26 protein-coding genes are annotated in these 25,947 nt (G+C 62.5%); 2 read left to right on the top strand and 24 right to left on the bottom strand.

The window, feature by feature from the left end; translation table 11 throughout:
- Window positions 1-56: 56 nt before the first annotated feature.
- From ABDK11_RS08355 to ABDK11_RS08345, 3 genes are all read right to left on the bottom strand, one after another.
- Window positions 57-2,456: a DUF6351 family protein gene (locus ABDK11_RS08355; RefSeq protein WP_346839835.1), complete on the bottom strand. Its 2,400-nt coding sequence runs from the start codon at window positions 2,454-2,456 to the stop codon at window positions 57-59.
- Window positions 2,457-2,745: 289 nt separating this feature from the next.
- Complete coding sequence (gene cysC, locus ABDK11_RS08350; protein ID WP_346839834.1) at window positions 2,746-3,372, bottom strand: adenylyl-sulfate kinase; 627 nt, start codon at window positions 3,370-3,372, stop codon at window positions 2,746-2,748.
- Window positions 3,373-3,920: 548 nt separating this feature from the next.
- Window positions 3,921-4,130 (bottom strand): hypothetical protein, encoded by a 210-nt coding sequence (locus ABDK11_RS08345; RefSeq protein ID WP_346839833.1) that lies wholly within the window; start codon window positions 4,128-4,130, stop codon window positions 3,921-3,923.
- Window positions 4,131-4,509: 379 nt separating this feature from the next.
- On the opposite strand from ABDK11_RS08345, the gene ABDK11_RS08340 reads away from it, so the two are divergent.
- Together ABDK11_RS08340 and ABDK11_RS08335 are read left to right on the top strand one after the other, a co-directional pair.
- Entirely contained in the window at window positions 4,510-4,863 is a 354-nt protein-coding gene (locus ABDK11_RS08340; protein WP_346839832.1) for a helix-turn-helix transcriptional regulator, read from the top strand.
- 42 nt (window positions 4,864-4,905) lie between these two features.
- Window positions 4,906-5,121, top strand: coding sequence for a helix-turn-helix transcriptional regulator (locus tag ABDK11_RS08335; RefSeq protein ID WP_346839831.1), 216 nt, complete (start codon window positions 4,906-4,908; stop codon window positions 5,119-5,121).
- Here ABDK11_RS08335 and ABDK11_RS08330 read toward each other — a convergent pair whose 3' ends face one another.
- The 21 genes from ABDK11_RS08330 to ABDK11_RS08230 all read right to left on the bottom strand — a co-directional run bounded on the left by ABDK11_RS08330 (window position 5,122) and on the right by ABDK11_RS08230 (window position 25,766).
- Entirely contained in the window at window positions 5,122-5,610 is a 489-nt protein-coding gene (locus ABDK11_RS08330) for an acyloxyacyl hydrolase (RefSeq protein WP_346839830.1), read from the bottom strand.
- 39 nt (window positions 5,611-5,649) lie between these two features.
- Window positions 5,650-6,048, bottom strand: a complete 399-nt coding sequence (locus ABDK11_RS08325; protein ID WP_346839829.1) for a hypothetical protein — start codon at window positions 6,046-6,048, stop codon at window positions 5,650-5,652.
- A 69-nt stretch (window positions 6,049-6,117) separates the two neighbouring features.
- Complete coding sequence (locus ABDK11_RS08320; protein ID WP_346839828.1) at window positions 6,118-11,853, bottom strand: hypothetical protein; 5,736 nt, start codon at window positions 11,851-11,853, stop codon at window positions 6,118-6,120.
- Between the two features lie 3 nt (window positions 11,854-11,856).
- The gene (locus tag ABDK11_RS08315; protein ID WP_346839827.1) at window positions 11,857-12,249 is read right to left on the bottom strand and encodes a hypothetical protein; all 393 of its coding nucleotides are present in this window, start codon (window positions 12,247-12,249) and stop codon (window positions 11,857-11,859) included.
- 21 nt (window positions 12,250-12,270) lie between these two features.
- Window positions 12,271-14,838: a hypothetical protein gene (locus tag ABDK11_RS08310; protein ID WP_346839826.1), complete on the bottom strand. Its 2,568-nt coding sequence runs from the start codon at window positions 14,836-14,838 to the stop codon at window positions 12,271-12,273.
- 3 nt (window positions 14,839-14,841) lie between these two features.
- Window positions 14,842-15,090: a phage tail assembly protein T gene (locus tag ABDK11_RS08305; protein ID WP_346840186.1), complete on the bottom strand. Its 249-nt coding sequence runs from the start codon at window positions 15,088-15,090 to the stop codon at window positions 14,842-14,844.
- A gap of 26 nt (window positions 15,091-15,116) precedes the next feature.
- On the bottom strand, window positions 15,117-15,542 hold the full coding sequence (locus ABDK11_RS08300; RefSeq protein ID WP_346839825.1) for a hypothetical protein: 426 nt from the start codon (window positions 15,540-15,542) through the stop codon (window positions 15,117-15,119).
- A gap of 79 nt (window positions 15,543-15,621) precedes the next feature.
- On the bottom strand, window positions 15,622-16,035 hold the full coding sequence (locus tag ABDK11_RS08295) for a phage tail tube protein (RefSeq protein ID WP_346839824.1): 414 nt from the start codon (window positions 16,033-16,035) through the stop codon (window positions 15,622-15,624).
- 46 nt (window positions 16,036-16,081) lie between these two features.
- Window positions 16,082-16,324, bottom strand: a complete 243-nt coding sequence (locus ABDK11_RS08290; RefSeq protein WP_346839823.1) for a hypothetical protein — start codon at window positions 16,322-16,324, stop codon at window positions 16,082-16,084.
- A gap of 14 nt (window positions 16,325-16,338) precedes the next feature.
- Complete coding sequence (locus ABDK11_RS08285; protein WP_346839822.1) at window positions 16,339-16,740, bottom strand: hypothetical protein; 402 nt, start codon at window positions 16,738-16,740, stop codon at window positions 16,339-16,341.
- 1 nt (window position 16,741) lies between these two features.
- Complete coding sequence (locus ABDK11_RS08280; RefSeq protein ID WP_346839821.1) at window positions 16,742-17,029, bottom strand: hypothetical protein; 288 nt, start codon at window positions 17,027-17,029, stop codon at window positions 16,742-16,744.
- Between the two features lie 59 nt (window positions 17,030-17,088).
- Complete coding sequence (locus ABDK11_RS08275; protein ID WP_346839820.1) at window positions 17,089-17,457, bottom strand: capsid cement protein; 369 nt, start codon at window positions 17,455-17,457, stop codon at window positions 17,089-17,091.
- A gap of 101 nt (window positions 17,458-17,558) precedes the next feature.
- Window positions 17,559-19,604 (bottom strand): ClpP-like prohead protease/major capsid protein fusion protein, encoded by a 2,046-nt coding sequence (locus tag ABDK11_RS08270; RefSeq protein WP_346839819.1) that lies wholly within the window; start codon window positions 19,602-19,604, stop codon window positions 17,559-17,561.
- Window positions 19,605-19,613: 9 nt separating this feature from the next.
- Window positions 19,614-21,101, bottom strand: coding sequence for a phage portal protein (locus ABDK11_RS08265; RefSeq protein ID WP_346839818.1), 1,488 nt, complete (start codon window positions 21,099-21,101; stop codon window positions 19,614-19,616).
- Entirely contained in the window at window positions 21,098-21,319 is a 222-nt protein-coding gene (locus ABDK11_RS08260; protein WP_346839817.1) for a primosomal replication protein PriB/PriC domain protein, read from the bottom strand. The genes ABDK11_RS08265 and ABDK11_RS08260 overlap by 4 nt, the downstream gene beginning before the upstream one ends.
- 1 nt (window position 21,320) lies before the next feature.
- Window positions 21,321-23,363, bottom strand: coding sequence for a terminase gpA endonuclease subunit (locus tag ABDK11_RS08255; RefSeq protein WP_346839816.1), 2,043 nt, complete (start codon window positions 23,361-23,363; stop codon window positions 21,321-21,323).
- Window positions 23,293-23,814 carry a hypothetical protein gene (locus ABDK11_RS08250; RefSeq protein ID WP_346839815.1) on the bottom strand — a complete coding sequence of 174 codons (522 nt, stop codon included), beginning with the start codon at window positions 23,812-23,814 and terminating at the stop codon, window positions 23,293-23,295. Before ABDK11_RS08250 ends, ABDK11_RS08255 begins: the two co-directional genes overlap by 71 nt.
- A gap of 104 nt (window positions 23,815-23,918) precedes the next feature.
- Window positions 23,919-24,677 carry a hypothetical protein gene (locus tag ABDK11_RS08245; RefSeq protein WP_346839814.1) on the bottom strand — a complete coding sequence of 253 codons (759 nt, stop codon included), beginning with the start codon at window positions 24,675-24,677 and terminating at the stop codon, window positions 23,919-23,921.
- Window positions 24,674-24,901, bottom strand: a complete 228-nt coding sequence (locus ABDK11_RS08240) for a hypothetical protein (protein ID WP_346839813.1) — start codon at window positions 24,899-24,901, stop codon at window positions 24,674-24,676. The genes ABDK11_RS08245 and ABDK11_RS08240 overlap by 4 nt, the downstream gene beginning before the upstream one ends.
- Entirely contained in the window at window positions 24,898-25,356 is a 459-nt protein-coding gene (locus ABDK11_RS08235) for a holin family protein (protein ID WP_346839812.1), read from the bottom strand. The genes ABDK11_RS08240 and ABDK11_RS08235 overlap by 4 nt, the downstream gene beginning before the upstream one ends.
- Window positions 25,356-25,766, bottom strand: coding sequence for a glycoside hydrolase family protein (locus tag ABDK11_RS08230; RefSeq protein WP_346839811.1), 411 nt, complete (start codon window positions 25,764-25,766; stop codon window positions 25,356-25,358). The genes ABDK11_RS08235 and ABDK11_RS08230 overlap by 1 nt, the downstream gene beginning before the upstream one ends.
- Window positions 25,767-25,947: the final 181 nt, after the last annotated feature.

The following is a 25,947-nucleotide window of genomic DNA, read 5'->3' as shown; positions in this document are numbered from 1 at the left end:
GCGACGCGAATCATACCGGATTCGGGTCGAGTGTCAATAAAACAGGCGCCAAAAATTTACTCGGTTCGATGGCCTACCTGCGTCGAATCACTCTCTTCGGGCAGGGAGACCGGCATCGACGGAGCCTCGTCCCCGGACCGATCACCCTTGTCGCTGGCCAGCCCCTTAACCGGCTGACGGTAGTCCGGGGCAATCATCTGGCCGGCAATCTCCACCGGTTTGGTGCCGGGTATCAGCGCCTCCCGGGGCCGGGCCAGGTCCGGCTGATTGTAGTTACAGACGCCGGTAGGGAAAATGCGCTGCATGTCGTCGATATGCGCTGCGATCCCCTCCGCCTGGTCGCCGTACAGGCCGTTGCGCAGCGCCTGCTCCACAGGCTGCAGTGCACACTTGAACACATCGCCGGTAATCGGCGCTCCGGCTACCTGGCGGGAAGTGCTGTAAATCGGGTATTGCTGCATGCACGCGCCGGTGGGCTTGTTATTCCAGGCGCCGTTCCACACGTCTGGGCCCGCGGCAATCACATTGCCTTCGCGGTCGAAACACTCGTCGCTGGCGTCTACCGGGCGATTGGCGGCGACGCCGGCTTTCGGGTTTTCGATGATGTTCTGCATCCAGCGGTCGATCGTGTCGAGGGCCTCGTCCAGCGGGGTATAGTTTTTGTTGGCAACCCAGATCAGCTGGTTGTCAAAGTGGCCGCGCGCCCGGCGGATACGTTCGCGGGTGGAAAAGGATGCAGACGCGTGGTGCATATTCAGATCGCCATCCAGGTAGTGGCGCAGATCGATGATCGGGATCTCCACATCCCCCAGGAAAACGTGGCCGGAGCGATAGATGCCCTCGATGGCCTCGGTGCTGGCGCGGGTGCGCGGCGCCGGGCGGTCGAGGCTGCCCAGATTCAGGTTCTGATCGCTCCACACCGATAGCTGCATCGGGAACAGGTTGCCGTTCATGAACCAGAGCCGTTCGTCATTCTGGTTGATCGGATCCTTCCAGCCGCCAATCGTGGCGTTCATCTTGAGGAAGGTATCCACCGAGATTTTGTCATCTACCAGCGCCTGCAGACCGTACTGCACCCCCTCGTTGTCCCAGGTACTGTTGGCATAGCCGGAATCCCCGGCACCGTAGAACTGGCGCAGATCCTCCCAGTGCGACCAATGGGTTTTCGCGGCAATATCGTCGGCGTAGTCCTTGGCGAAATGTACAAAGCGCGGGTTGTTCACCAGCGGCACCAACCCGCGCCAGCCCTCGGTACATTCCGTAGCACCATCGGCAACATGACGGTAGCGCCCATCGAACAGCGCAGCAGCCTTTTCCAGCAGCCGGAAGCGGCTTTCTACCTTGCTACTGGCGGCCAGGCCCTCGACCAGGGTGCGCTGCTCCGGCTTTTGCCAGCGCGGGTTGTTCCCGTCCACCACGTCAAAGAAGTATTCCAGCGGCTCGCAGTCGAACACGTATATGGTCTGGGTGATCATATCCGGGTAGGAGTAGAGGGGGATCGCCGCATCCAACAGCCCCGGCGCGTTCTGGGCCAGCAGGTATTGCTGGATCGCACCACCGGAACCACCGACGCCGACGGTGTACAGCGGCTCGCCGTAGAGAGCAACAAACTGTTTCTTCACCCGGCGCGCCGCATCTTCCGCCAACCAGATGTTGTAGTGAATGCCGGTCTGGTTGGCGGTAGAGTAAACAACCGCATAGCCACGCGCCAGCTGGTCGACACGGCGCCCGATGATATCGCCTTCGCTGATATCCCCCTGGCGTCGACCGATACCAACACCCCCGCGGAACTGATAGATCAGGCGGCGATTCCAGTTACTGGGGCTCGGGTGCTGCGCCGTTTCACCGCGCCCCTTGAGCACCGCGATGGCATAGAAAAAACGATCGATAGTGCCGGTTTCCAGACGCACCACGAAATCGGTGGTCTTACCATTGACGGTAACCTGGTCGATATCGCCGTTGGCTTCGTCGAGCGGATGGAAATCGCCATCAGTGACGCTGCGGTAGAGGTAACTGACCCGGGTCGGGTGGCTGCAGTCGCGGCTATAGCCGAGGATTTCCTTGGTTCGGTTGCCCTCTTCATCCAGTGCGAACACCGGCACGCCGATGCCTTTCTGGTTATCGATCAGAGGCTGCTCCCCGGTGACGCTATTGTGGCCGCAGTAAAAGGGATAGGTAGAGGGGCCGGCAAACAGGGTTTCGGTGGGACCAACTTCTCCCGGCGCCAATGGGAACGGGAAGTATTCTGGCGGGCGCTTCATGGTACGCGGATGCTGCCCGGAATAGGCCGGGCGCGGCAGGTGTTGCAGGGAGCCAGCGGGCACACCCATGACCGGCGCCTCGGGGGCGCCCGGGACTCGTGGCAGCTTCTCGTACCCGTACCAGCCGCCACCGATCAATATCGCCAATACCGCTACAAGAACCCCAGAGAGAATCCGTACTCTCCAACCCGACATAACGGCCTCCACACTGCCAACTGCGCTCTTGGTACAGATTGAGTATATGTGGGGTTCAGTCGGCCCACCGGCGGTTGGCGCGCAAAGCGGCCCCTGTGGCGAGAATTGCGAAGGGCTGGCCGAGGAACGCTGTTCGGTAGAGCGACCGCGGACAGAGCGGGTGTTTCAGGGCGCCCCGCGAGCGCAATCTAGGGCAGCGCTATTTGGCCACACACCGAAACCGGATTGCACTGGCCAGAAATAAAAAAAGGCCCCGAATGGGGCCTCTTTGGTCGGCAAGGATGACGACTCAGGAAATGATGCCGCGCGTCTGCAGGTTGGAGAGAATCATTTCCACTTCCTCTTCCAGGCTCATCTGATCGGTGTGCAGATGCAGTTCCGGCGCAGTGGGCGCCTCGTAGGGATCGTCGATACCGGTAAAACCGCGGATTTCACCGGCGCGGGCTTTCTTGTACAGGCCCTTGGGATCGCGAGCTTCAGCCGCCTCCAGGGAGCAGTCGACAAACACTTCCAGATAAGGCAGGTCGCCCTCGTCGTGCATGCGACGCACCACATCGCGGTCCTCGCGATAGGGGCTGATAAAACTGCTCAGCACCACCACGCCACTGTCGGCAAACAGCTTGGAGATCTCGCCCACCCGGCGAATATTCTCCTGGCGGTCTTCGGCGGAGAAGCCCAGGTTGGCGTTGATGCCGTGGCGGATGTTGTCACCGTCGAGGCGATAACTGAGCACTCCGCGCGCGGCCAGAGCCTTTTCCACCGCTACCGCGACGGTGCTCTTGCCGGATCCGGACAGACCGGTGAACCACAGGGTCACACCTTTGTGGCCGAGCATACTGGCGCGATCATTGCGCGTCACGTCGCCGTCGTGCCAGTGAATGTTGGTCGCTTTGCGTTCTACTGTGGTCTCTGTCACCGATACCCTCGCCCTGAATTGTTCATTGCCTTTAAAACAGCGGCTTTCTCATTAGCTTATAACTAAAAGCTATATAACCGCTTCCTGACCCAGATTATCGAACATTAAGCGCACAGCGTAAAGCCCGCCACAAAACAAAAAGCCCGGCACAGGGCCGGGCTTTTTGCGAGATATGGGGTGGCCGACGGGGATCGAACCCGCGACCTCAGGAGCCACAAGCAGGCGGACATTGCTTAATAATCAATAGCTTATGCGTTCTGGTGTGGTAAACGCAACCAGCAACGCAACCCTGTTAGCCCGCATGCTTCCTACGCCCCAGGAAAATTACCACACCTCGAATCTGTACACCCATCCAGCATTTTCGCACCGGCACAGGAATGATAGCTGCCGGCAACTAGGGCCGCTCTATGCCCCCCGAGTAGACACACAACAAGCGCCAGGCGGCATAGCTGACGGCCTGGTCGCCGGCCAGCACCGGATCCAGCGACCGGTAGCCCGCCAGGGGCCGCGTTTAGCCGCGCAGCGGCTGCGGCCCCTGGCCTCGGAGCTCAGGCGCTATGCTCAATCTCGTCTTCAGGGTCCGCCCCAGCTTCAGCCTCGGCAGCATAAATCACACCCGACAGCACCGCCCCCATTTCCTCCCCCACCAGCTGCACCAGCGCGCGCCGGGCCGCTTCGTCCGGGCACATAGCCGCCCACTCCAGCCCCACATTCAGCGCCAGTGCCAGGCGCAGCTGATTCCGGTGTACTGCCAGCATTCTTATTCTCCTACTACGCGATTACAAAAATCCGCCGGAGTGAGGCCGCTCAACAGGCGCCTCACTCTCCCTAGCACTTAGAGTCTACCCATTCTGGCAATTTCATTAAGTTCCAATGCTGGAACCTGCTGAATCATGACCAAATCTGCCCATGGCTTTGGAATATTTTCCTAGCCAGTGTTCTTAGCCACCGAGGTTTAAGAAGGCTAGACCCAGAGCAACTAAAACACTGTGCTCAAAATTGCTGTGATAGCGTTCGAATCTACAGAGAATTCGACACCGCGCAATAGCCTTCCCGGCAAAATTTCTACTTAAGAAACAGTAACTTACTGAAATTTTCTATAATCGAAAAAATTGCATGAGATTACAGGGCGGCGGGATGTCAGAGCTGGCCCAGAGCATGGCGGGAAAACTGAAGCGGGCGCGTGAGCGGCGCGGGTTGAGTGGTGCGGAGCTGGGCCGGAAGGTGGGGCTGAATGCCTCCCAGGTTTCCAAAATCGAAAATGGCCGGCAGCGGCTGCCGGTGGAGCTGTTGCCCACCTGGTGCGAGGCGGTGGGCATCAGCCTGGCCGACGTGTTCGGGGCCGAACACGCCCACCATTTCGCGCCGATCCCCTACTCGCCCTACATCGCCCGGCTGTATGCCGAGCTGCCGGCCACCTGGCAGACCCACTGCCAACGCGCGGTAGAGAGCCTGCACCGCCTGTACCGGCAGGAGAAAAAACGTAGTTAAACTACGTGTCTCTCTCGGCGGCAAGGCAATAGCTTTGCCGCCATGCAAAAAACACTCAAACAACTATTTGGTGCTCGCATGGCGGAGTTGCGCCGCGCGCGGGGAATGAGCCAGGAGGATCTGGCCGACCTGCTCGGGGTGAGCGTGGAGACGGTGAGCCATATCGAACGCGGCATCCACGGCCCGCGCTTCGATCTGCTGGAGGGCATCGCGCGCACGCTGGGCGTGGAGCCTCGGGAGCTTTTTGAATTCCGCTAGCTACAGCCGCAGTCGCAGCTGCACCCCATCGATACCGGTATTCGGGTCGTTGATCCCTGCCGAGCTGTAATGAAAATACTCCACCTCCGCCAGCCCCCAGCTCAGCCCCAGGCCCAACCGGTAATTCCAGTCGCCCACCAGGGGGTCGCCGTCCACATAAGCGGCGCCGATTCGGTAGTAGTTGTCGGCGCCGAGCAGCTGCCAGCTGGGCCACACGATCCGCGACACTGACCAGGCGCGCGCCCGCTCGATGTCGCCGCGGCTGGTGTGGCCCTGGCCGATCAATGCCGCGGCCGCCTCCCAGTGGCCGACGCGATAGCCGATCTCGCCCACGCTGTTGTCGCTGTGCAGCGCGGTGTGGCCGAGGGATAAAAACGGTCCGCCCGGTGGCTCGCCTGCGTTGGTGCTCTCAGCATGCATAGCGCAAATCACCAGGGCGACGAACACCGCCACGACGAACAGCGCCGGTTTCAATTTGATTTTTGCCATGGGGTAGTCCTCGTTTGGCGTTGGGGGTTGGGTGCGCCGTCAGGCGCTGGGGATGTTCTCGAAGGCCTGCAGCTGTGTGGCCAGGCGCACCATGCGCTGCACACACTGGTCGGCAATGTCAGCCTTGAACATATCCAGGTCTTCGGTGCCCTCGGCCAGCGCCGCCAGCAGCATGCTTTCCACCTTGCTGGGGCCGACCATGTCCTTGCCCGCGGCGGTCTGCTGCGGCGTGTTCTGGTCATCGACCACCGCCCCGGTGACTTTCAGGTTCAACTGATCCGGCACGCCATCGCCGTCGATGTCTTCGTCGGTGGTGCGCACGATTTCCACGCGTACCAGGGTGCCGGCAAAGGTGCCGTTGGCGATCTGGTAGGCGGTCTGCCCGGGGCCCAGGTTGGCCACTGTAGCGGTGGCATCGGTGTAGGTGATCTCGCTCACGCAGATTGTTCCTCGCAATAAAAAACCGCCCGCGGCACTGCCGGGGGCGGCTATCGGTTTGGGTTGTGGTTAAGGCTTGTATTGCAGGTTGTGGGTCATCACCCGGTGGTCCGGGTCGACGCCGGCGGCGTAGCAGGTGTCGTAGGCGCTCAGGTGGTAGACAGTGCGCACCCCGGCCCAGCGCACCGCCACTACCCGCTCGAATACCAGCGGGTCGTCGTGGTGCAATACACCCAGCATCATGCCTCGGCAGTCCTGGGCCTCGCATACGGTGCCGTCGGGTGCCGTCACCGGCGTTTTGGCGCTGCCGATCCAGGTGGCGCCGCTCTCCATTTCCACCTCGACGCACAGCTCCTCGCTGCTGCTGATCGCCTGGATGGGCCCGTAGTAGGCATCCTCGCGGCCGACATCCCAGCACTGGATCAGGTCGTCGGCCTCGGCGTGGTCGATCAGCAGGTTCGGCAGCAACCACATTCCAGCAGCCGTACACTCCGGGTCGATTGGCCCGGTACCGCCGCCGCCGTCGGCCGGGGTCGTCAGCGTGCCGATGTAGCGGCGGTAGACCCCCGCCGCTACATCGGCGAGCGATGTGGTGGCGAAATAGGTCACCGCGCCGCCCGCATAGCCGGGGTCATCGCAGTACACGTGATATCTGGTCGAAAACGCCAGCCCGGTGATGCTGCCGGCGTTGAAACTGACCGTAAAGCCCGGGTACTGGGCCGTGTGTGCGGCGATGGCGATTTTGGCGCTGGTGCCGTTGTCGGACGCGCTCAACGCCGCGCTAGTCATTATCGACGGCGAACCACCGATGGACTGGGGGAGCCCCCGCGAATCAAACGGTTGACCAGTGTAGGGGTCGATGTAGTTGGCCCCAGTCTGCTGCAGAGCACTGGGCTCAGTCTGGTCGCCGATGGCCTCCTCGACCATCACGCCGTCGATGCGCACGTAGTCGTTGACCGCCACCGTGGTATTGTTGATCTGCAGGCGCACCGCGCAGCCGCCGCTGCCGTTGGAGGCAGTCGCGAGAAAACTGACCCGCTGCCAGCCCGGTGTCAGTGTCGCCGATGTGCCAACCGGCACATTGACCGGGCTGGAGCCGGCGCCGGTTCCGTAAAGCTTTACCTTGATGCCGCTAGCACTGGCTACCATCCAAGCGCTAAAAATGTATTTTTTGCCGCTATCCACATTGAGCAGTGGCTGGTCTACCGTCGGCCGCAGATCGAGTACGATTACGCTGCTATTGTCGGTCACTGTTACCTGCAGCGCGGTGGCGCCGATAGGCGACGAACTGACCGCTGTCAGGGCTGCCGTGCAATTGCCAGCAAACACAAACGGCGGCGGCGCGTAGCCGATAAAGCGCGTATAGGCTGGATGGTTAAGGTTCGCCCCGCGCCCGCCGATATACTGGTAGACGCCGCCCTCGGGGATATTGCCGGCGACAATCTCGTTGCGGATGGTGGCCGAGCTTTTGTTCTCGACATTGCCCATCCCCAGGCCACTTTTCGTCACCGCGCCGATATTGACCGGGCCACCGTCGTCGTAGGTCAGGTATCCGTCGCTGCTCAGGCTCAAATAGTCGTTGCGCAGGATCAGCTCGGCCTTGTAGCTCGGCAGCAGGCCGGTCAGGTAGCCGCTGGTTAGGCCGATGCTGCTCAGGTCCGCCAGCGCGCCGGTGTTGCGCGTTGCGCCGCTTTCCGGGGTCGCTGCCCAGCCGGTGGCCGCCTTGACGTTGGCTTCGCTGATACTGCTATTTTTGTAACTGGCATCCGGGCGCAAGCTGTCGATTTGGTCCGCGGTCACATCGGCCCCACTCGCTGGCAGAGTTTCCCAGCCGGTGCCGTTGAGAATGTCGCCCGAGGTCAGCGCGGCGTTGCTGACCCCTTCCGCCACTTTCCAGATTTCAACGGAGTCGATGAACAGCTGCTTGCCCGCGGTGGCCTCATCCTCGATCTGTGCGTAGAACTGCGCCCATCGGGTGTTTGTGTTCGCGACTTCGACCAGCCCCTCGACAGTCTGCCAAGTGCCGTCATCCACAAAACTGCCCGCGGTGTTCCAAGCGACAAAGGTGCTGTATTCCACGGCCGTGTTGCTGGCATCGTGGCCATGCAGGTTAAACCGCCACCTGCCTATCCCGTTGTCCGCCTTGATCCGCATGCGGAGGTAGAACCGGTCGTGCTTGCGGCAATCAACCTTTAGCGTAACGCCATCACTCGCACCAGTAACCCAGCCGTAAAAATTGCTGGACCCGTCTGCGGTACCCACCATCGCTCCGGTGCCGTCTTCCCCGGCACCACTTACCCGGGACCAGCCGGAGCTGGCATTGGTAAAGCCGTAGGACTCAAACCCGGGGTCATACACCAGTGAGGTCAGGCCGTTGGCAGTGGCCCCATCCTCCGGCAAATTCTGGTTGACGCCGACCAGCGAAGACAAGGAATCGACACCGCCACTGACCGATGTTTTTCGCCCCACCGCCACGATGCAATCGCTAGCGCGCGGGGTAAATGTTGCAGTCGCCCCGTTATTGTCCTGCGCGCGCCACGTGTCTATCACCGGGTCATAGATCGCCGGGAAAAATTGCGTGGAATTGCCAAAACTGAGAGATGCAAATCGGCTCGCGGGGGCCTCGTCGGTCCACACCAAATAGAACACATCGACGGTCGTGTTGCCCTCGTAAGTGGTGTTCACCGCGGTTGGCGAGGCGACGCTGCGCGTGGTTCCATCCGGGTGGTAAAACTTGCTGCCGAGGACGCGAATCTCGCCGTCGTTGGGGTCGCCGTTGGTGAGCTTGTTCGCCTCGAAACGCAGATCGCCGAAGCCGCCCGAGTGCATGGTGCTGACAGCTCCCCGCGCCAGCGCCGAGACTTCCGCGGGCAGCGCGCCCACGGTGGCGTTGTCCTGCGGCCGGCCGCCGTCGTCGCTCACCTGCGACCAGTTGGCGCGCTGCGCCGCGGCGTCGGCGGCGGCGTTCAGCAGCGCCACCTTGGCGTCGTAGTAGTTTTGCCAATTGCTGTCGAACAGGGTGCGGCTGATCGCGGTGGCCTGGGTCTTGTCGTTCCAGGCCGGGCTCAGGCCCTGCAGGTAGCTGGTCAGCGCCGACCAGGCGCTGCCGAGGCTGCTTTTCTCCGCGGTCAGGCCGTAGTCGTCGGCCTGGCTGTCCAGCGCGGTTTTCTCACTGGCCTGCTGGTTGTACTCGCGGATCACCTGCAGTTTCTCGTCCGGCGCCAGCTTGCCGTCCGCGGCGATATCGTCCAGCGCCGCGGTGTTGGCGTCGGCGTCGGCCTGCGCGGCGGCGGCGGCCTGCTGCGCCGCCAGCACCTCGGCGTCGACGGTGGGGTCGGCCTCGTCCGGGTAGGGGGTGCGCGAGCGCGGCACGAACAGCACGCGCGCCGCGGCGGTGCCCAGGCTGCGGTCGCCCTCGCCGGCCTTGCCGGGGCTGGTCGGGCTGCTGCCGTAGTCGGCGACGATCTTGCCACTGGTCAGCAGCGGGAAGGGGTTGCCGGTGCCGTCCACCAGCAGCACCACGCCACCGGGGGCGCCGCCGCCACCGCTGCCGCCGGGGGCGGTGTAGGTGGGGCCGGAATTTTCCCCGGGGCTGCCATCGGCGCCGCTGGTAGTGATCTTGCCGCTGACCCCGAAGGCGATGCCGCGCGCCACCACCACTAGGCCGCCGCCACCGTTGCCGCCCGCACCACCGGCGCCGCCGTCGTTGTAGGTGTCGTTACTGTAGTCGTAGAAATACCCCGGGCCGCCGTCGGCGCCGCCGGAACCGCGCAGGTCGTCGGGCAGGCCCAGCAGATCGCCGCCGTCGTTGTCGATCGCCAGCGCCGGCATCACCTCGTTGCGCCCGGTCACCGTCTCGCCGCGGGTACTGACGAACGCCGGGGACGCATAGAAATATTTGCCCTTCAGCGTGCCGTCGCCGCCGCGGCAGGAGCCGAGGAAGCCGCGCCCGCTGTTGCTGGAGGTGGCGACGATATCGCCCTCGTTCTGGAAAGTGCCGCGCACATTGAGCTGCACGGTGCCGGAGGTGCTCAGCACGGTGCCGGCGGGGATGGTCAGGTCGCCCAGGTAGTAATAGGTGCCCTCACTGAGGCTGGCATCGGCGGTCATAAAGCCGCTGCCGTCGATGCTGATCCCGGCCGCGGTCAGTTCGGTGCCTGCGTCGTCGTACCAGCTGTCGGGCAGCTCGTAGCTGGCGGCGCCGGCGGCGTCTTGGTCGAGCACATTGCCGGCCGCCTGGTAGCTGCCGAACAGCTCGGCGGTCACCGCGCCGGAGACCTGGTCCACGCTGATGCGCTGGATCTCCATCGCCCGGTCGAGGGTGCCGCCGGCGACATCCTGCGAGTGGTCGCGCACTTGCGGCAACGTCACCCGCACGATGTCGCCCACCTCCAGGTCGTTTTTCGACGGCAGCAGGCCGAGGCGCAGGCGCAGCGGCGGGCCGGCGAAGCGGTCGCGCAGCGCGTCAAACGTGTTTTTGATCGCCGTATAGGTGTGGCGGCTGCCGTGCAGGCCCCTGAACTTGAGTGTGTGTTTTTTGGCGACCTTATGAATGGCAATGCTGTCGGCATCTACCAGGGTATTGTCACGCACGAAATGGCCGTCGACCTTGGGCGCCTCGTACCAGCTCCAGTGGATGGTGAACACATTGCGCACGTCGGCCAGTTCATAATCGAGGGCGCCCACGCTAGTGACGTCGTCGACACCGATGGTGGCCACGGTGCCGGCATTGGCCAGCACCCCGGTCATGCGCCGGTAGCCCAGCTGGCCGGCGGCATTGACCGGCATAAACGCGCCCAGCAATAAATTAATTTCCTGCTCGATGAATTTCTTGCCGTCGGTCTTGGTCAGGCCGGCGAAACGCAGGATGCGGCCCTTGGTGTGGTCGCCGGGCTGGTACCAGTCGGCGCCGATGTTGAGGAAGTCATCTTGCTCCACAGTGGCCGGGTCTATGCCCAGGTGCCAGTTGCTCGGCAGCGTGCCCCAGCCGAGCATGTCGCCGGTCAGCAGGCTGTAGGCCAGCATCGGGCCGGGCATCTCCAGATAGATATATTCCTCGACCTCGATGCCCTTCTCGTCGTCGGCCTCCGCCGGCACCGTGTGGTCGGCCTCAACGGTGCCGAAGCGCGCGCGCACGCAGCCGGTGAAGCTGGTGGCGGTCTTGCCGGTGGCGCGGACGATTTCGTAGCCGTCCTGGTATTTGATTTTCAGGTAGTAATACTGCGCGCTGCCGTTGCCCTCGCTGAAACTGGCGATATGGTCGCAGGGTTCGAACTTGGACGTATCGTACACCTGCAGCGTGCTCGCGCCCTTGGCAAAATCCGCAGCCAGGCGCGTGCTGTGCGGCACGAAAATATCCTGGCGCATTTCGCGCTGAATATCCCGGCAGCGCACCCGGTACGCGCCCGCATCGTAGGCCAGCGACTCCTCGGCAATCTGCGTCTGCTCCAGCCGAAAATCCGCCCACGCCATGCCGCGGCCACCCTGGTACAGCCGCACGCGCCGGCCCTTGATGCCGCTGCCGCTCTGCAGCTCGTCGCGCAGCACATAGGTCAACTGCCCGGCCACGTCCACCACATCGAACGACAGCGCCCCGATCTCCGCCCGGCCCTGCTCGGGGATCAGGCGCTGGCTGGTAGAGCTGACCTTTTCGATACAGCCCAGAATCGCGTTGGCCGGCAGCCCGGGAATATCCGCGTGGCTCGCCAGGTACAGCGGCAGGTCGTAGCCGATCTCGATCACCAGGCGCAACTCGCGCTGCGGCGCCTGGTTGTAGAGGTCGAAGGTTTCGGTGTTGTTGCGCATCGGTTAACCGACCATTTCCACAGTGGTAAAGCTGAACACATAGCGGCCGTCGTTGGTCCGCTGCTCTTTGAAACTGCCGCGCTTCAACTGCACGTTGCGCGGATCCACCGGCGCAGCTTCGGTGCCATAGGCGTCGAACTGGAAGAACTCACCGGCGATACAGCTGGCATTGAACTCGCGCCACACGGCCAGCTCGGCAGTGGAGAGTTGCAGTTTCACGGTCTGGCACTGGCACTCGCGCTCGATGCGGAACAGCACATCCTCGGTGTAACCGCCGAGCGACTTGTGCTGCTTGCCCTCGGGCTTGTCGCCCGGGCGCTGGTAGTCCTTCAGGCGCACCTCGAGCTTGCCGTCGCCGCCGGTGACCTGGCGCGTCGGGGTGAATTGGATAAACAAGGGGAGACTCCTCGGGAAGGATCAGCTGGCCAGATTCAGAGCCTGACGGCTGTTCTTGTCGATCAGCTCGAAATCCTGCTCGCTGATCAATGTCTTGATCTGCTCGGCCACGGCCTGGCCGTTGTCGGCGTGGATGCTGCCTTGCACATTTAGGTTGAATACCACCCCGGGCTGAGTGGCTTTTTGAGCTTCGTCATTGCTGGCGACGTTGTCGATAGTGGCAGCAGTGGCGCCGGTGGTAGATGGCAAACTGGCGGCAGTGCCGCCGCCAGAAACTCCGCTAGGCGCCTTCAGATCCGACATCATGCCGGCGATTTGAACACCCTGAGCAATCGCCCCGGCAATCATCGGGATGTTCTGCGGGTAACCGATCTCAGAAGCCCTTGCGATGTTTTTAACCAACGATATACCGGTTTCAAATATCGCGACCTCTTTACTCAGTTTCGCCATTTTTTTGCTATGGGTAGCTGCAGCACCCAATATCTGCGCAGCACCGGACACATAAAGACCCAGCTCACTTTTAGTGCCAGCTTGCTGCAGTGCCTGACGTTGCTTCACATGCTTGGCTTCAAGCTGTGTCAGGTCCCGCTCGTACTCATCCCGCGCGATCAACTTGCTCGCATAGGCTTGGTCGAGCAGAGACATCTCCTCGTCCTGCTGTACCTGCAGCTGTTCCTGCTCCGTGAGCCAGGACAGCTTCAGGGTTTCCAGGCGCGAGGTCACGCGCTGGCGCTCGGCATCGGTCAGGCCATCGGGGCCGACACCGCCGTTGTTATCGTCGCCGCCTTCTCCACCCTTGCTATTGTTCTGCGCCTGCAGCTGCGCCAGCGCCTGCTGGTAGCGGTTGTTTTCCCGCGCTGAGTAGTCAGCGCGCAGCTGGTCCATGGTGCTGTAACCGCGCTTGGTCAGCTCCTGCTCCGCAATCTGCAGCGCGGCGATCTGCTGCAGGCGCTGCTCGTGATCGAGTTTCAGCTTGCCGTTTTTATCGGCCAGGAACTGATCCAGTTGCACCAGCTTGGCGGCGCTGGTTTCCTGCACGTTTTTCAGTTCAGTCGCGGCACGATCGCGCTCGGCTTGTTCGCGCGCCAGCGCGGCCTGGAATTCGGCCTTCGCCTGCGCTTGTAGTCCTTCCTTGTTGGGCTTGCCGAGATTGGTCAGCCCACTTTTCGCTTCAGCGATGGACGTATTCAGGCCGTCAATTTGTGCCTGTATCGCCTCCACTTCCGGAGAATGCTTGTCTTTCGCCAGCCGCACACCGAAGCCGCCATCCGAGCCGCTGGTAGTGAGCTTCTTGATCCGCTTTTCAAGCCTCTCAACATCCGATTCATAATCCCGGATTTTGGCATTGATCTCGTTCTGCGCGGTCGCACGCTGCGCCGAACTCAACCGCTCCCAGGACTGCGCCAGCTTGTTAATTTTCGCCCGCAGGGTTTCGGCTTTTTCCTCGGTGGTTGGCTGAGCAGCATTCCAGGCCACCAGCGACGTTAACGCAATGGTGATCACCCCAACCGGCCCGCCGAGGAAGGAAAATGCCGTGCGCAAGCCGGTGGCCGCCACGGCCGCCGTGCGGGTTGCCAAGGTGGTGCGCCCGATCGCCTGCCCCATCGCATTGGTCTGCACCGTCGCCTTGTAGGTGGCGGCCTGCAGCAGCCCCATCTGCGCGATCCGCCCGCCGATGGCCGCGGCGAAGCGCCCCGCCATCACTGCACCCACGGCCGTGAACGTGACTTCCATGCCGGTCGCCAGCGTCTCGCCCTGCTTGGACAACGCGATTACGCGGTTGCTGACGCTCTCGATACTCGGTGCGAGTACTACGGCCAGCTGGTTGGACAAACCACGGCTGGCCTGCTCCATGCGGAACATGGCATCGCCCGCCTGCTGCAGCTTCGCCGAGTCGGTGGAATTCAGTGCTACCCCGGCGTCGCGCGCCTCCTGCTGCAGCTCGCGCAGCTTGGTTGCGTTGTTATCCAGTAGCGGCAGCAACAGACTTGCATCGCTGGCCATCGACTCAAGGAAGAAGATCTTCTCGGAGCGCGTGCCCACCTGCTGCAGCGCTTCGCCAATCTTGAGTAGTTGCTGGTCGGGCGCCAGGCCGACGAACTCGCTGATATCCAGATTCAGCTGCTTGAAAAGGTCGGCAGCTTCGCCGCCGCCTGTGCGGGCAAATTCACCAATCTTTTCCGAGGCATCCTTCATGATGTCGGCGACCTTGTCGCCTTGCACCCCGACAACATTGCCCGCGTACTGCCACTCCTTCATCGCCTGCACAGACACGCCGAACGCGCGCGACAGGTTGCCCATCTCGCGCTCCGCGGCAATCGAGGAGGCCGCGAGTACACCCAACCCGGCCGGGCCGGCCACTGAGACAATCGCCGGAGAGAGGCGCCCCAGGGTGCCGACAAACTTGCCGGTGCTGGTTGAGGCGGTCCGCATAGAGCGACTGAAATCGTCGCTCGCCGTGCTGGCCGTTTTCACCTCGCGGGCAAAGGCCTTGTTGCGCGCCTGTGCCTGCGCCAGCTGCCGCTTGTACTGCTCGGAGCGCAGCTCGAGGTTGGCCACCATGGTGGCCGTGGTTGCTGTTCTTGCCATTGCCTACACCATGGATTTCCAGATCGCGATCTGATCTTTGATCGATTTGGGCTTGGAGATTTTCGGCAGGTAGTTGTCCGCCTTACCCCCATTGACGCCGTGGGTACCGGCGGCGATGTGAGCCAGCTGCCACTGCAGCGCGTCTTGCTGCAGCGGGCGCTCCTGGTGGAACTGATACCAGTCGTCGAGCTCGGTGCTGCTCATACTGCGCAACATGGTGAAGTAGTCCGGCCGGTTGAAGTCCCGCGCCAGCTGCCGGGCAAAGGCGAAGCCCGGGACTACTCTTTTTTTGCCGGATCTTCCTCCGCATCCTCATCGCTCTCCTCAGCCGGCGCCTTCTCGGGCGGCACGTAGAGGCCGGACAGCTTCGCAGCGGGGATATAGAGGTCGTCTACCTGATCTGGCGCTACAGATCGGCACAGCTCTTCGTGCAACTGCTCGAGCGATTCCTCGCGGGCCGGCTTCAGTGCGTAGGCCACTAACAGCAGCCTGTTGCTGACATCCGCCCGGTGCAGCGCCCAAAGCTGACCCAAGTGATCAAACTCCGGCGCCGGCACCTCACCCTCTTTCGGCGGGGGGATACCGTCGGTACTCTTCTCCAGGTACTCGCAGCGGTCGAAGGCGCTGAGTTCGTACAGCGTCAGCTCGGTACCGGCGAAGGGCACGGTTTCCCGCTTCAGCAGCGGGGCTTCGAATAAGCTCATCGGAAATCTCCGGACATAAAAAACCCGCTTTCGCGGGTTCAAAAAACGTTGTGATTTTGGGGTGTTATCCGGTACCGGATCAGGTGCCGGCAGTCACCGTCGGCTTGCCGGAAATCTTGAATTTCACGGTGCGGGTGATCTTGCTGTCCTTCGGCACTGCAGCGCCCCAGCCGGTGATATGGCCGACGAACTCGACCTCTGTGCCTTCCGGGTAGACGATCTTGTAGTAGCCGTTGGCGTCACCGTCGTAGTCGGTGCGCAGGGCGGCTTGGCCGGTGTCGCCTTCTTTCCAGATGAACGTCAGCGAGACTTCGCCGGCGTCGCGCAGGCCCTGCGGATCGAAATCCATATAGCCGCTGGTGCCGTCGATCGGGGTGACGTCGTCAGAGCCGCGGCTCTCTTCGCCGGGGTCGACATCCAGCAGGCCGGCCACTTGGGTGTAGGCGACGCCGTCGTCGCTGCGGTGGAACTGGGTTTTGTAACCTTGAGTCATCGTGATGCCCTCGAGTGATTGTTAAATCGGCTGGCGGTGAGCGGGCTCAGTCCCGGCCGGTGGATTCGGTTTTGGCCGGCGCTGCGGCGGCCGGCTTGGTGTCCGCAGCCTGTTCGGCGCGGGCTTTGCGCAGCTTGGCGCTGGCCGGTGCGGGTACAGCGCGGCCGGTGCCGATCAGCTGGTTGGCCTCGGCCGCTTCGAGCTCGAGCACGTCGCCAATGCAGGCGGTCTCGCCGGCGGCGGCGCAGGGTGCGGTGATACGGATTTTCTGTTTGGCTGGCTTGGCCATGGCGGCGGTCTCCATTAGATCGGGTCGGTCGAATAGGTGGCGGAGTAGACCAGCCGCACTTCGCCGAGCGGCTGCTCCTGGTCGAGCGCGAACTGGGTCTGGCTGAGCAGGAAAAGGTCGCAGGTGCCGCCCAGCTTCTCATCGCCGAGTACACCCTCGACATCGTCGGCGGCCTGGTCGAGCGCAGCGTAGACATCGCCGCGGTTCTTCAACACCACGGAAACGGTCAAATCCAACTGCCGCTCTGTTCCGCCGTACATCTCGTGGGTGACTGGTTCGACGGCAAAGCCGACAACGATGGATGGCAATTTGGCTGCGTCGATCTCGTCGGTGGTCCCCGGCTCTGCCATGTGGTAATCGGTCAGCGTTTCCAGCGCGGCATTGACCGCGTCGCGGATGGCGATGCGCTGTGACATATCAGGTTTCTCCCACAACGCGGCGCACGGTGCCGTCGTCGTCAATCAGGTGGCGCACTTCGTACTCCACACCGTTCAATGTGATCAGCGCGCCCGGCTTGTGCGCACCGACTTCGCTGACCAGCAGGGACAGCTCGATACGCGGCACGCGCACCCGGTCCTCGGCAAATTCGTCCACGCCCTGGTCCTTGATCACGCGGCACTCCACGTCGCCGCTGCCGGCGTTGTAGGTGGCGGACTTGCCCCAGCGCTGGAAGTTGCGCTCGGCGGCTCTCTGGTCCAGGTCCATGGGTGGTCTCGGTTGGTAGTTGCAGTTCGCCAGCCGCGCGGGGCGCGGCCGGCTGTGGCTTAGTTGACGGTGCCGGGCACGCCGGTGAAGCGCACGGCGATGGTGGTGACACCAGCCCCTGCGGCTTCGGCGGCGAAGGCGGCGGCGCCGGTGATATCACCGGTAGCCGGGGTGGCCTGGTTGTCGTCGAAGGCGGCGGCGGACACGTCCCAGGTGAGGTCTTCGCCCTGCGCGATCACCGCGCCGGAGACCTTCGGCACGATGAAAACTTCCTGTGTCTGCACGCTGCCGGATTCGCCATCGACGATATCGCTGAGCGCGACGGCCAGCACTGCGCCCATGACAACCACGTCGCCGGCGGCGATGTCGGAGCCGGTGCTATTGGTGAAGGAGAGCACCTTGCCCTCCTGCTGGTAGTTCTTAGCCATGATCTGTTCTCCCGAACGCATTCAAAAAAGGGTTCAATTAAAAAGGCCGCGCGGTGCGGCCTTTGTGTTGTTACTGCTGCGGATTACTTCAGGGCTGGGGATCAGCTCTTCGGCGTTTTCACCATGCCTTTCGCATCCCACGCCTTGGCCGCGGCGTCCATGCGCACCTTGAACTCGACGCCGTCGATGCTCCAGCCGGCCTGCTGCTCCAGCACCGGCGCCTGCTGGCCGTCGAGGTAGAGCACCTCGATGGTGTCGTGCATCAGCTGGTCGGCCATCAGGTACCACGCATTGTTGCCACTGAGGCGCGCGTCGGAGATCACCTCGGCAATGCCGCGCACGCTGTTGGGCACGGTGTTGTTCTTCTCGGTGGCGCCGACCTCGTACTCGGAGCCCAGTGCCACCTTGGCTGCGCCCTCGTCTGCCACGTCGCAGATCAAAAACTTCGGCCGCAGGTTGAGCACGGCATCGCCGTCTTTCTGCTTGCCCATCTTCACGCGCGCGGCGTCGATGCCGGCGGTAGTGAGGCCGGCAGCGCTGGCGAGGTTATTGTGGCTTGCGTGGAACAGCGCGTTACCGTCGGCCATTTTCGGGTTATTGAGGAGGATGCTGAATACCAGGTCGCCGACGGTGCGGATAGCGGCACGGCCCATCTTCTTGGGGATACGCGTGAACACGCCGAGGTCGTCGTTGATGATGGCCTGGCGGGTGATGCTGAACCGCTTGCCGTAGGTGGCCAGGGCGGCCATCTCGGCGCGCTCACCCATGGTGACGTACTGGAACTCGGCACCTTCGGCGACCTCGGTCAAAGTCGGGAAACTGCCCAGGTCGGTGCGGGTGGAGATCTTGAAGTCGCTGAGGTTGCCGACACCGGTGAACTTCGGGAATACCTCGCCGGCTTCTTCGTAGCCTTTCAGCATCGCCTTGTTGGCGGTGTTGGCGAGCACGCTGGAGAAATCGCTGGAGGTGTGGGTGAAGGCCGCGGCCACCACGGCCATTTTGTCCATGCCGGCGATATTCACACCGCGCGCCTGCACCATCATGCGGGCGATTTCCATCATGGTGTAACCGGCCAGGCCGTTGCCGTCGGCACGCTTCTCGCCGAAGGCGCGCATGGCGATCGCGTTCTCGGCGTCGGCCTTCATGCGCTTGATGCCCTCGCCTTCCTGCACCACGACGCTGTAGCTGTGCACCGGGGTCGGGGTCTGGTTGCCGAGGGCGACCAGCAGTTTGTCCTTGGCCTGAGAGGCATCGCACTGCATATCGTCCAGGCAGGCCTGCATAACGGTGCTGTGGGCGTCGAAGCCTTTGAACACTGCGCGGATGTCGTCTTTGCGCTTTTGCTCATCGGCCTGGAACTTCGCCTGGGCGTCGGCTTCGATCTTGGCTTTCATTTCCGGGGTGATCTCCGGGGAATCGGAACCACCCGTCGCTGCGGGTTTTGTTTTCATGGCTTTCGCCTCCTGAGTTTCGGGTGGGTTGCCTGCAACTGCAGGCGGGAATCGCACATCGCCATCGGCCGGTGCGACGAGTGCGCGCACAGGCTCCGGGGTGTTTTTGAATTGATTGATCAGCTCCCCACTGAAGCTGGCCGCCATTTCGGTGGCTGCGGTGGTGTCGGTGGCGAATCCGGCTTCGACGGCCTCGGCGCCGGTGTACCAGGTTTCGTCGTCCATGATCTGGCTGATCTCGTCCTCGGACAGACCGGTGCGCGAGGCGTAGAGGTTGATCATGGTGGTTTTGACTTTGGCCAGCAGTTCCTTGGCCTTGTCCATCACGCGCTCGTCGCCGCGGGCGATGGTGCTGGGGTTGTGCACCATGTAGTAAGCGTTCTCGGCAATGTGCACGGTGTCGCCGGCTAGAGCGATCACACTGCCCATGCTCGCGGCAATGCCCTCGATCCAGGTCTCCACTTCCGCGCTGTGATCTTTCAGCAGGTTGTAAATGGCAGTGCCGTCGAACACATCGCCGCCTGGGGAATTGAGGTGCAGCTTGATCTTGCTGACGTTGCCGAGCGCTTTCAGGTCGCGGGCGAAGTCCTTGGCGGTTACACCCCAGTAGCCGATGTAGTCGTAGACATAGATCTCGGCCTCGTTGTTGGCCGCGGCGGTGATGCTGTACCAGCTTTTGTTGTTGCCCTTGCGCATAACTGTCTCCTAATTGGATTCGGTTTGTTGAGGTGCCGGCGCTGCGGGCCGCTTGGCCGGGGCCGTGATATCCAGGCTCGCGAGGCGGCGCTGCCACGAGGCGATCTGCTGGATGATGTCTTCGGGATTCTTGCCGCGGCGGCGGATGGTCTGCTGCGGGCTGGCGACCAGGTTTTCCATCAGGGTTTCGTCGGAATTGGCTTCGCGGCCCGGGTCGATCCAGGGCATCACCGGCGTGATGAAATCCAGATTCAGCAGCGTGCTCGGGTCCACGTCGCTCGGCACCTTGAGCACACCGGCCAATACCGCCATCTGCACCCAGCGGCGCACCACCGGTTCGACAACCTCCTCGCAGAACTCCAGGCTCAGCGCTTCGTAGTTTGCCCACTGTTCCACCAGCTCCTGGCGCTGGGCGCTGTAGGTGCCGTTGTAGTTTTTACTGATGCTGCTGAAGCTGGCCATGGTGCCGGCGGCGGCCATGCGGTGCATGGTTTCCAGGAACGGGGTGAGCAGGCCGGAGGGGCGGTTGCTCTGGATGGTGCCGACGGTTTCACCGGGTTTCAGGTCGTCGTAGATGGCACCGGCGCGGATATCCAGCATCCGCCGGCCGTCTGCGTCGTAGCTCTCGTCTGCGTCGTAGGCGTCGGGGCTGCCCTTCTGGATAAAGCCGACCATGGCCGAGGCGATCTTGGCGGCGACGCGTTCGTTTTCCTCGTAGTCCTTGATGTCGTTCAGGCGGTTCATGACCGCGGCGAAGATCGAGACACCGCGGGTCTGGTGCAGGCGGCGCACGAACTTCAGGTGTTCGATATTGGCGGCGTCGTGACGGCGGCGGCGCATGCGCCAATTCAGCGACGCGCCCGGGTGCTCGTCGTACAGCCAGTAGCCGCGCGCTTCGCCCCAAGCCGATTTCTCAACACCCTGCACGATGCGCTGGCCGGGATCGTTGTAATCCACCGGCAGGAAGTCGGGCTCGAAGCACTCGATGCTGTAGGGCACTTCGGTACCGTGGTTCAGCCCCGGCACCTTGCCCTCCAGGTGGCGCAGCAGCGTTTCGCCGTCGCGCAACCAGGTGTTGCACAGCAGCCGCTGGGTTTTGGCCCAGCTGAATTGGCGCGTGCACTCGGGGCGGCGGCCCCATTCCTTGAATGCGGTGTTCATCTGGCTGGCGAAGCCGTCGTGGATCTCGCCGGCCCAGGTCTTGGGCTGGAACTCGACCGCAATACCGCGCGGGCCTACGACGTTGTTCACCAGGGTGGTGAGGATGCCGAACGCGAAATCGTGGTTCTGCTCCAGGTGCCGGGCCATACCGCGGAGCGCTTCGACATCGCCCTCCACCACCAGGTCGCCGCTGCGGTTGTCACCGGGGTTCTTGCGTAGCCGGCTGGGCTTGGTGGCTTCGTATCCGGCGACCACGTGCAGCGCGCGGCGCGCCTGCAGGCGGCGCAGCCCGGCGACCGGCGAGAAGTAGCCGATGATCGAGTCCAGTGGATTCATGAGTAAAAGTCCGCGTAGGCCGGGCCGCGGCGCTTGCGCCCGGCGGCCTTGGCCTGTTCCTGTTGTGCGCGCCGCTCCCATTCCTGCCGGCCGGCGCGGATCTCCTGCAGGTTTTCTGCGGTGAAGGTGCGTCCGTTGATGGTGGTGCTCTTGCCGGCGAGCACGTCGATCTCGGCCTGGAGATACAGGTCGACCATTTCTTGCGCGGTTTGGGCCATATCAGTTATCCAGCAGTGAGCCGACCGGCTGCGCCGGGCGCCGCGGTTGCGCGGGCACCGGTGCTGGTTGCTCCGGTTCTGGCTTGGGTTGTTCGGTAAATAGGGTGCGCTGGCCGAGACGGGCTTCGATCTCGGACCATTTTTTGTCGGTGAATTTGTGCATGCCTTTGGCGTGCGCGGCGTGCAGTGCGTAGACCTCGGTGTCCAGGCCTTCGTTGGGTTTGCCCGGGCGCTTGTGCCAGAGCAGTTTGCCGCGGTGCTTTTTGCTGGGTGCCTTCACCTCGGCGGTGACCTGCTCCCAGTAGTCCTGGCGTACATTGGCGCAGCTGTGCATGTAGGCGCTGCTGCCGAGCAGGCGCTTGGCGATCAGGTCTTTCGCCTTGTGGGTGCCGACCAGGTAGACGCGGACCCCGAAACGGTCGGCCTTGCTGCGCCGCTTCGGGTTGGCGAAATCCACCTGCCGCGGCTGGGTGAAAATCTCTTTGGTGCCCAGGTCGTTGCTATCGCCCTTGATCGCCATGACCAGGGCGCCGCGGTATTTCTTGCTGCGGGTGCGCACCCAGTGGTAGACGGCATTACTGGTGCCGCCATCGGAGGAGTCGATACTCACCGCCGCTGCGCGGATCTCGCCGAAGCGTTCGTGTTCGAAACTCTGGAATACCAGCTTGTCGAGTGCGTCCCAGCAGGCGTCTTTCTTGTCGGCCGGGTCGCCGTCGATCTCGCCCCAGAACAGTTGCCAGCTTTCTTCGTTGCGGCCGAAGGCGCGGATCGTGATTGCCAGGCGATCGTGCTGGACGTCGATGCCAACCGTTACCAGCAGGCCGCCGGCCGGGCAGTACAGTTCCGGGTAATCCTCGGCGGCTTCGCGCAGTTTTTCGTGGTCCAGCAGCTGGTTGGCCGCGTACTGGTACGGGCGGCCAAGCTTATTGTTCTGGAAGACGATGCGCGCGGACTCGTCGCCGGCGGCGGCTTCGTGTTCGGCTTCCAGGAAGTCCCGCACCACGTCGGCGAGGCTGGTGCCCGGAATGCAGACGTAGAGTTCGGATAGCTCGTAGAAGGTTTCGATGGGTTCGATCTCGTCCCATTCGAAGCCGTCTCCGCATTGTGTTTTGACCCAGCCGGCGAACTCGTCGCCGCTGTCGCGCGCCGCCTTGCAGGTTTCCACGATGTTGGCCTGGCGTCGGTAGTCGTCCCAGCTGCTGCCGCAGTGGGGGCAGCAGTAGACGGCCGTGTCTGGCTGGTGCAGGCCGAATACCGGGTGCGCGGTACCGCCCTCTTTCGTCAGCCAGCTGACGTTCTCCCAGTCGAGCACATGGGAGTCGCCGCAGTCGTGGCAGGTCACCGGCAGTACGCGCATGGTGCCGAGCTTTACGTAGTGCTCCACCTGGGAGAGCTCGGCCACCGCCGGTGTGCCGCCGATCACCAGCTTCTTGTTCGGCATCCGCTTCAGGCGTTCGCGCAGGTGGCGGATTGAGTCGCCCTGGTCGCCGACGTCTTTGTTGGTATCGTCCGGCTCTTCCACGTAGCCGCGCGTGGCGGTGGTGGATTTCACGTTGGAGACGGAGTTCGACCCGACGGTGCGCACCTCGCCACCGGGGAATTTCTTGCGCGTGGCGCGGCTGCCGGCTTTGCGGCTGGTGGTGACGTCGATCACCTTGCCCACCTTGGGTGAGCTCTCGATCATAGGGACGAATTTCTCGTCCATGAACAGCCTGCCCTTCTCGTCCTTCGGGAAGAGCATCAGGATCCGCGCCGGATCGGTGACTGCGCGTTTGCTGATGTCAGCGGCCAGCAGCACGGTCCAACCGATCTGCGCGCCTTTCTGCAGCACCACCATCCAACTCGCGTGGCTGTCCAGGGCGTGCATGACGCCCCAGAAGTACGGCACGTTCTCCACACGGTAGTAGCCGGGCTTGGCACTGTCTTCCGCGGGCAGCCGGATGTTCTCCGGTACCCACTCGATCAGCGGGACGTTAGGTTTCGGGATCCAGGCTTCCCGGGTCTCCCGCACCAGTTGCTGCAGGTTCGAACTCGTAACTGCCAATAGCTCGCAGGGCAGCTTCAATGTCGGGCTGCAGTGGCTCCCTGTCGACGGTAATTGCATGGCGGCTTTCTATCGCGGTGATGATGTTGTCCACCGCTCCGGTAAATTCGCTCTTGCCGATGGTGGACCACTCGGCCAGTACCTTGCGCACGCTGTCGATATCGAGAATCAGCCGGTCTTGTCGGTAGAGCTCGCGCATTTTCAGTTGCGCATTGGCTTCGGATTCCAGTGCCTGGGCCATATCCCGGCGGTTACGCGCCTCGGTGGCCAGGCGGCCGGCGGCCTCGGTGCGCAGCCGCTCGCAGTAGGCCTGCAGCCAAGCACCGTAACTGGCGCCCTGCTCCAGCACCCCGGCCTGCACATGCTTCGCGATCGCCGGCTGGCTGGCACCAACCAGGCGGGCGAACCCCGACTGCGTCGCCGTATCAGTAAGATCAACGACCTCAGCCAAGGTATAACCCCCTAGAAAATTCCAGACATCTGTTAAAAAAACGGGGTCCGAATTCCCCGTATGCACGGGTTTCCAGGAGGACCCAACCGCCACGGTCACGCCGCCTAGAACGACGTCGATAGCGCATGGACCATCGCCTTGTGCAGCTCGGGGACCAGGTGTCGGTCGGCGACCCCTTGTGCGATCTTGTAGAACGGGAAACGCTTGCGATAGTTCGGCACTTTGCTCACGAAGATAAGGATCGGCCGCACTGAGCGCCGGCGCTTGTAACCAACGCGCTGCCAAATTCCCCACGTCCCTTCAATCTTGCCGAGAAAATATCCCTTGGTGGCTCCGCGCTTGGCACGACTACGCCGGCTGTTGGTGGCGTTCTGCTTGTCATCCAAGTTGGCTTTCACCTGCGATAAGATCCGCATATAAGTGGCGGCAGTGATATTGCCATGCTTGTTGAGCTTGGCCGCCTCGCCCGGCACTACATACATATTCGATGGCAGCCGCTCCCCTCTGTACCAAAGGTGCGCATATCGAATAGCCCGCTCGAATCTCTTCTCATTTCGCTTCCCGCCAAATACCGCAGGCGCCAAGTATTTCTCTGGAGGCGTGCCTTTGGACGCCTCGTCGCGTATATACACCTGCGCATTGCCCTTGCGCTTGTCTGCCTTATTCACCAGCACAGCGTTCCTAGTCAACCGCGTAGGGCTATCGAATACGCGACCAATAGCGGCATGCTCTTCACCACGGATCCGGAACGCAACGCTGTTCAGCGCTCGCGCACCAGCATAGGGGAGCTGGCGTTGTATCTCGGCAGACGCTTTGTCAAACGCCGAGCCATCAAATGTAATGTTGAGCCAGTCGCTTTTCATTCGACCTGATTACCTTGCTCCTGCTGCCGCTCCTGCAGCTTCAGGCGCTTGTGGTTGTAGTACCAGTTCATCAGGAACGATCCCACCGCCACCATCGCGCAAATGAAGCCGATGGGGTTGTCCACCCACAGGCTGTAAACGCTGCCGATGACTCCGGTGGTTACGGTGGTTGGATGGGTCAATTGCTGGGCCACCTCTGCCAGATTCTGCTTGTGGTCGCTCACTTGATGCGGTCCGTCTGTGTGCCCTGCTTCTTGTCGAATGAACGCATCGCTCCAACACCCAGCATTGCAGTAATCATCGAAAACAGCGCGCCAGTCTCAAGCACGGGGGGCGTTTCCATACCAACAGGCACCCACCCCAACGCCTGGGCCACACGCCAAAACCAACAGAGCAACGGATACACAACAAATTGATAGGCCAGGGCTGAACCACCAACCCAGCCGATGAATGGCCGCCAGCCGGCGACAAATACAGACTTGTGCTGCGCTTCAGCTTTATTGACCTCAACCTGGCCGAGCATCAGCTTCACGTGAGCATCGAGTCGAGCCAGGTCACCCTGTTGGTGTAGCTCTTCGAGCTTGCGGACCTCTTCCGCCCGCTTTATCGGATCCGGCCAGATACGCTCTATGGCTGCCTTACCAATGTTCAGCAGCGAGTCGAGTGGAGTGAAGTCCATCAGCGCCCCTCCCGCATCATCTCCGCCAAACGCTCAGCACGCGCACCCACCTGCCGCGCCCACTTGCTATCCAACATCTGTGCCGCAGCCTCCGCCCAATCACAAACCTCAAGGGCAGCAAGCATCTTGCGGAAGCCAAGGAAGCGGCCCAAGCCCAAATTGAACACCATATTCGCGATCACGCGCTGGCGCACACCACTGAGCCGGTGAAAGGTCGGGATCGTTTCACAATCGGCAAGAGTCCGCCGAATGTCATTGGCCAAAAGGTAGCGCGCCTCATCCTCGGTAATGCCAACGTCATCAAGATTGCGGCCCACGCCGATGCTCAACTTTTCCGCCGTGCAACGGTATGGGCGCAGGCGCAGGTCTTCGTCCCGCTCAAGTTCTTGAGCCAGCAACTCGGTGTCCATGTGACCTCCGCCAGAATTTTTCCTCCCGAGTTTCCAGCACCCCAAAAAGCAACGGCGCCCGGAGGCGCCGCTGGAAGCTTTGGAGCAAGGAAGTGAGAGGGTCAGAAACGAAAAAACCCGGCTGGGGGGAGCCGGGCTTTTTCTTTATCCAGCTATTGCTAGAGTGCCTGAATTTCACCAC

It is taken from the genome of Microbulbifer sp. SAOS-129_SWC (assembly GCF_039696035.1).
In the GTDB taxonomy this organism is placed as follows: Bacteria; Pseudomonadota; Gammaproteobacteria; order Pseudomonadales; family Cellvibrionaceae; genus Microbulbifer.
The sequence above is the reverse complement of the archived record's forward strand: the minus strand, read 5'-3'. Positions and strand labels throughout refer to the sequence as shown.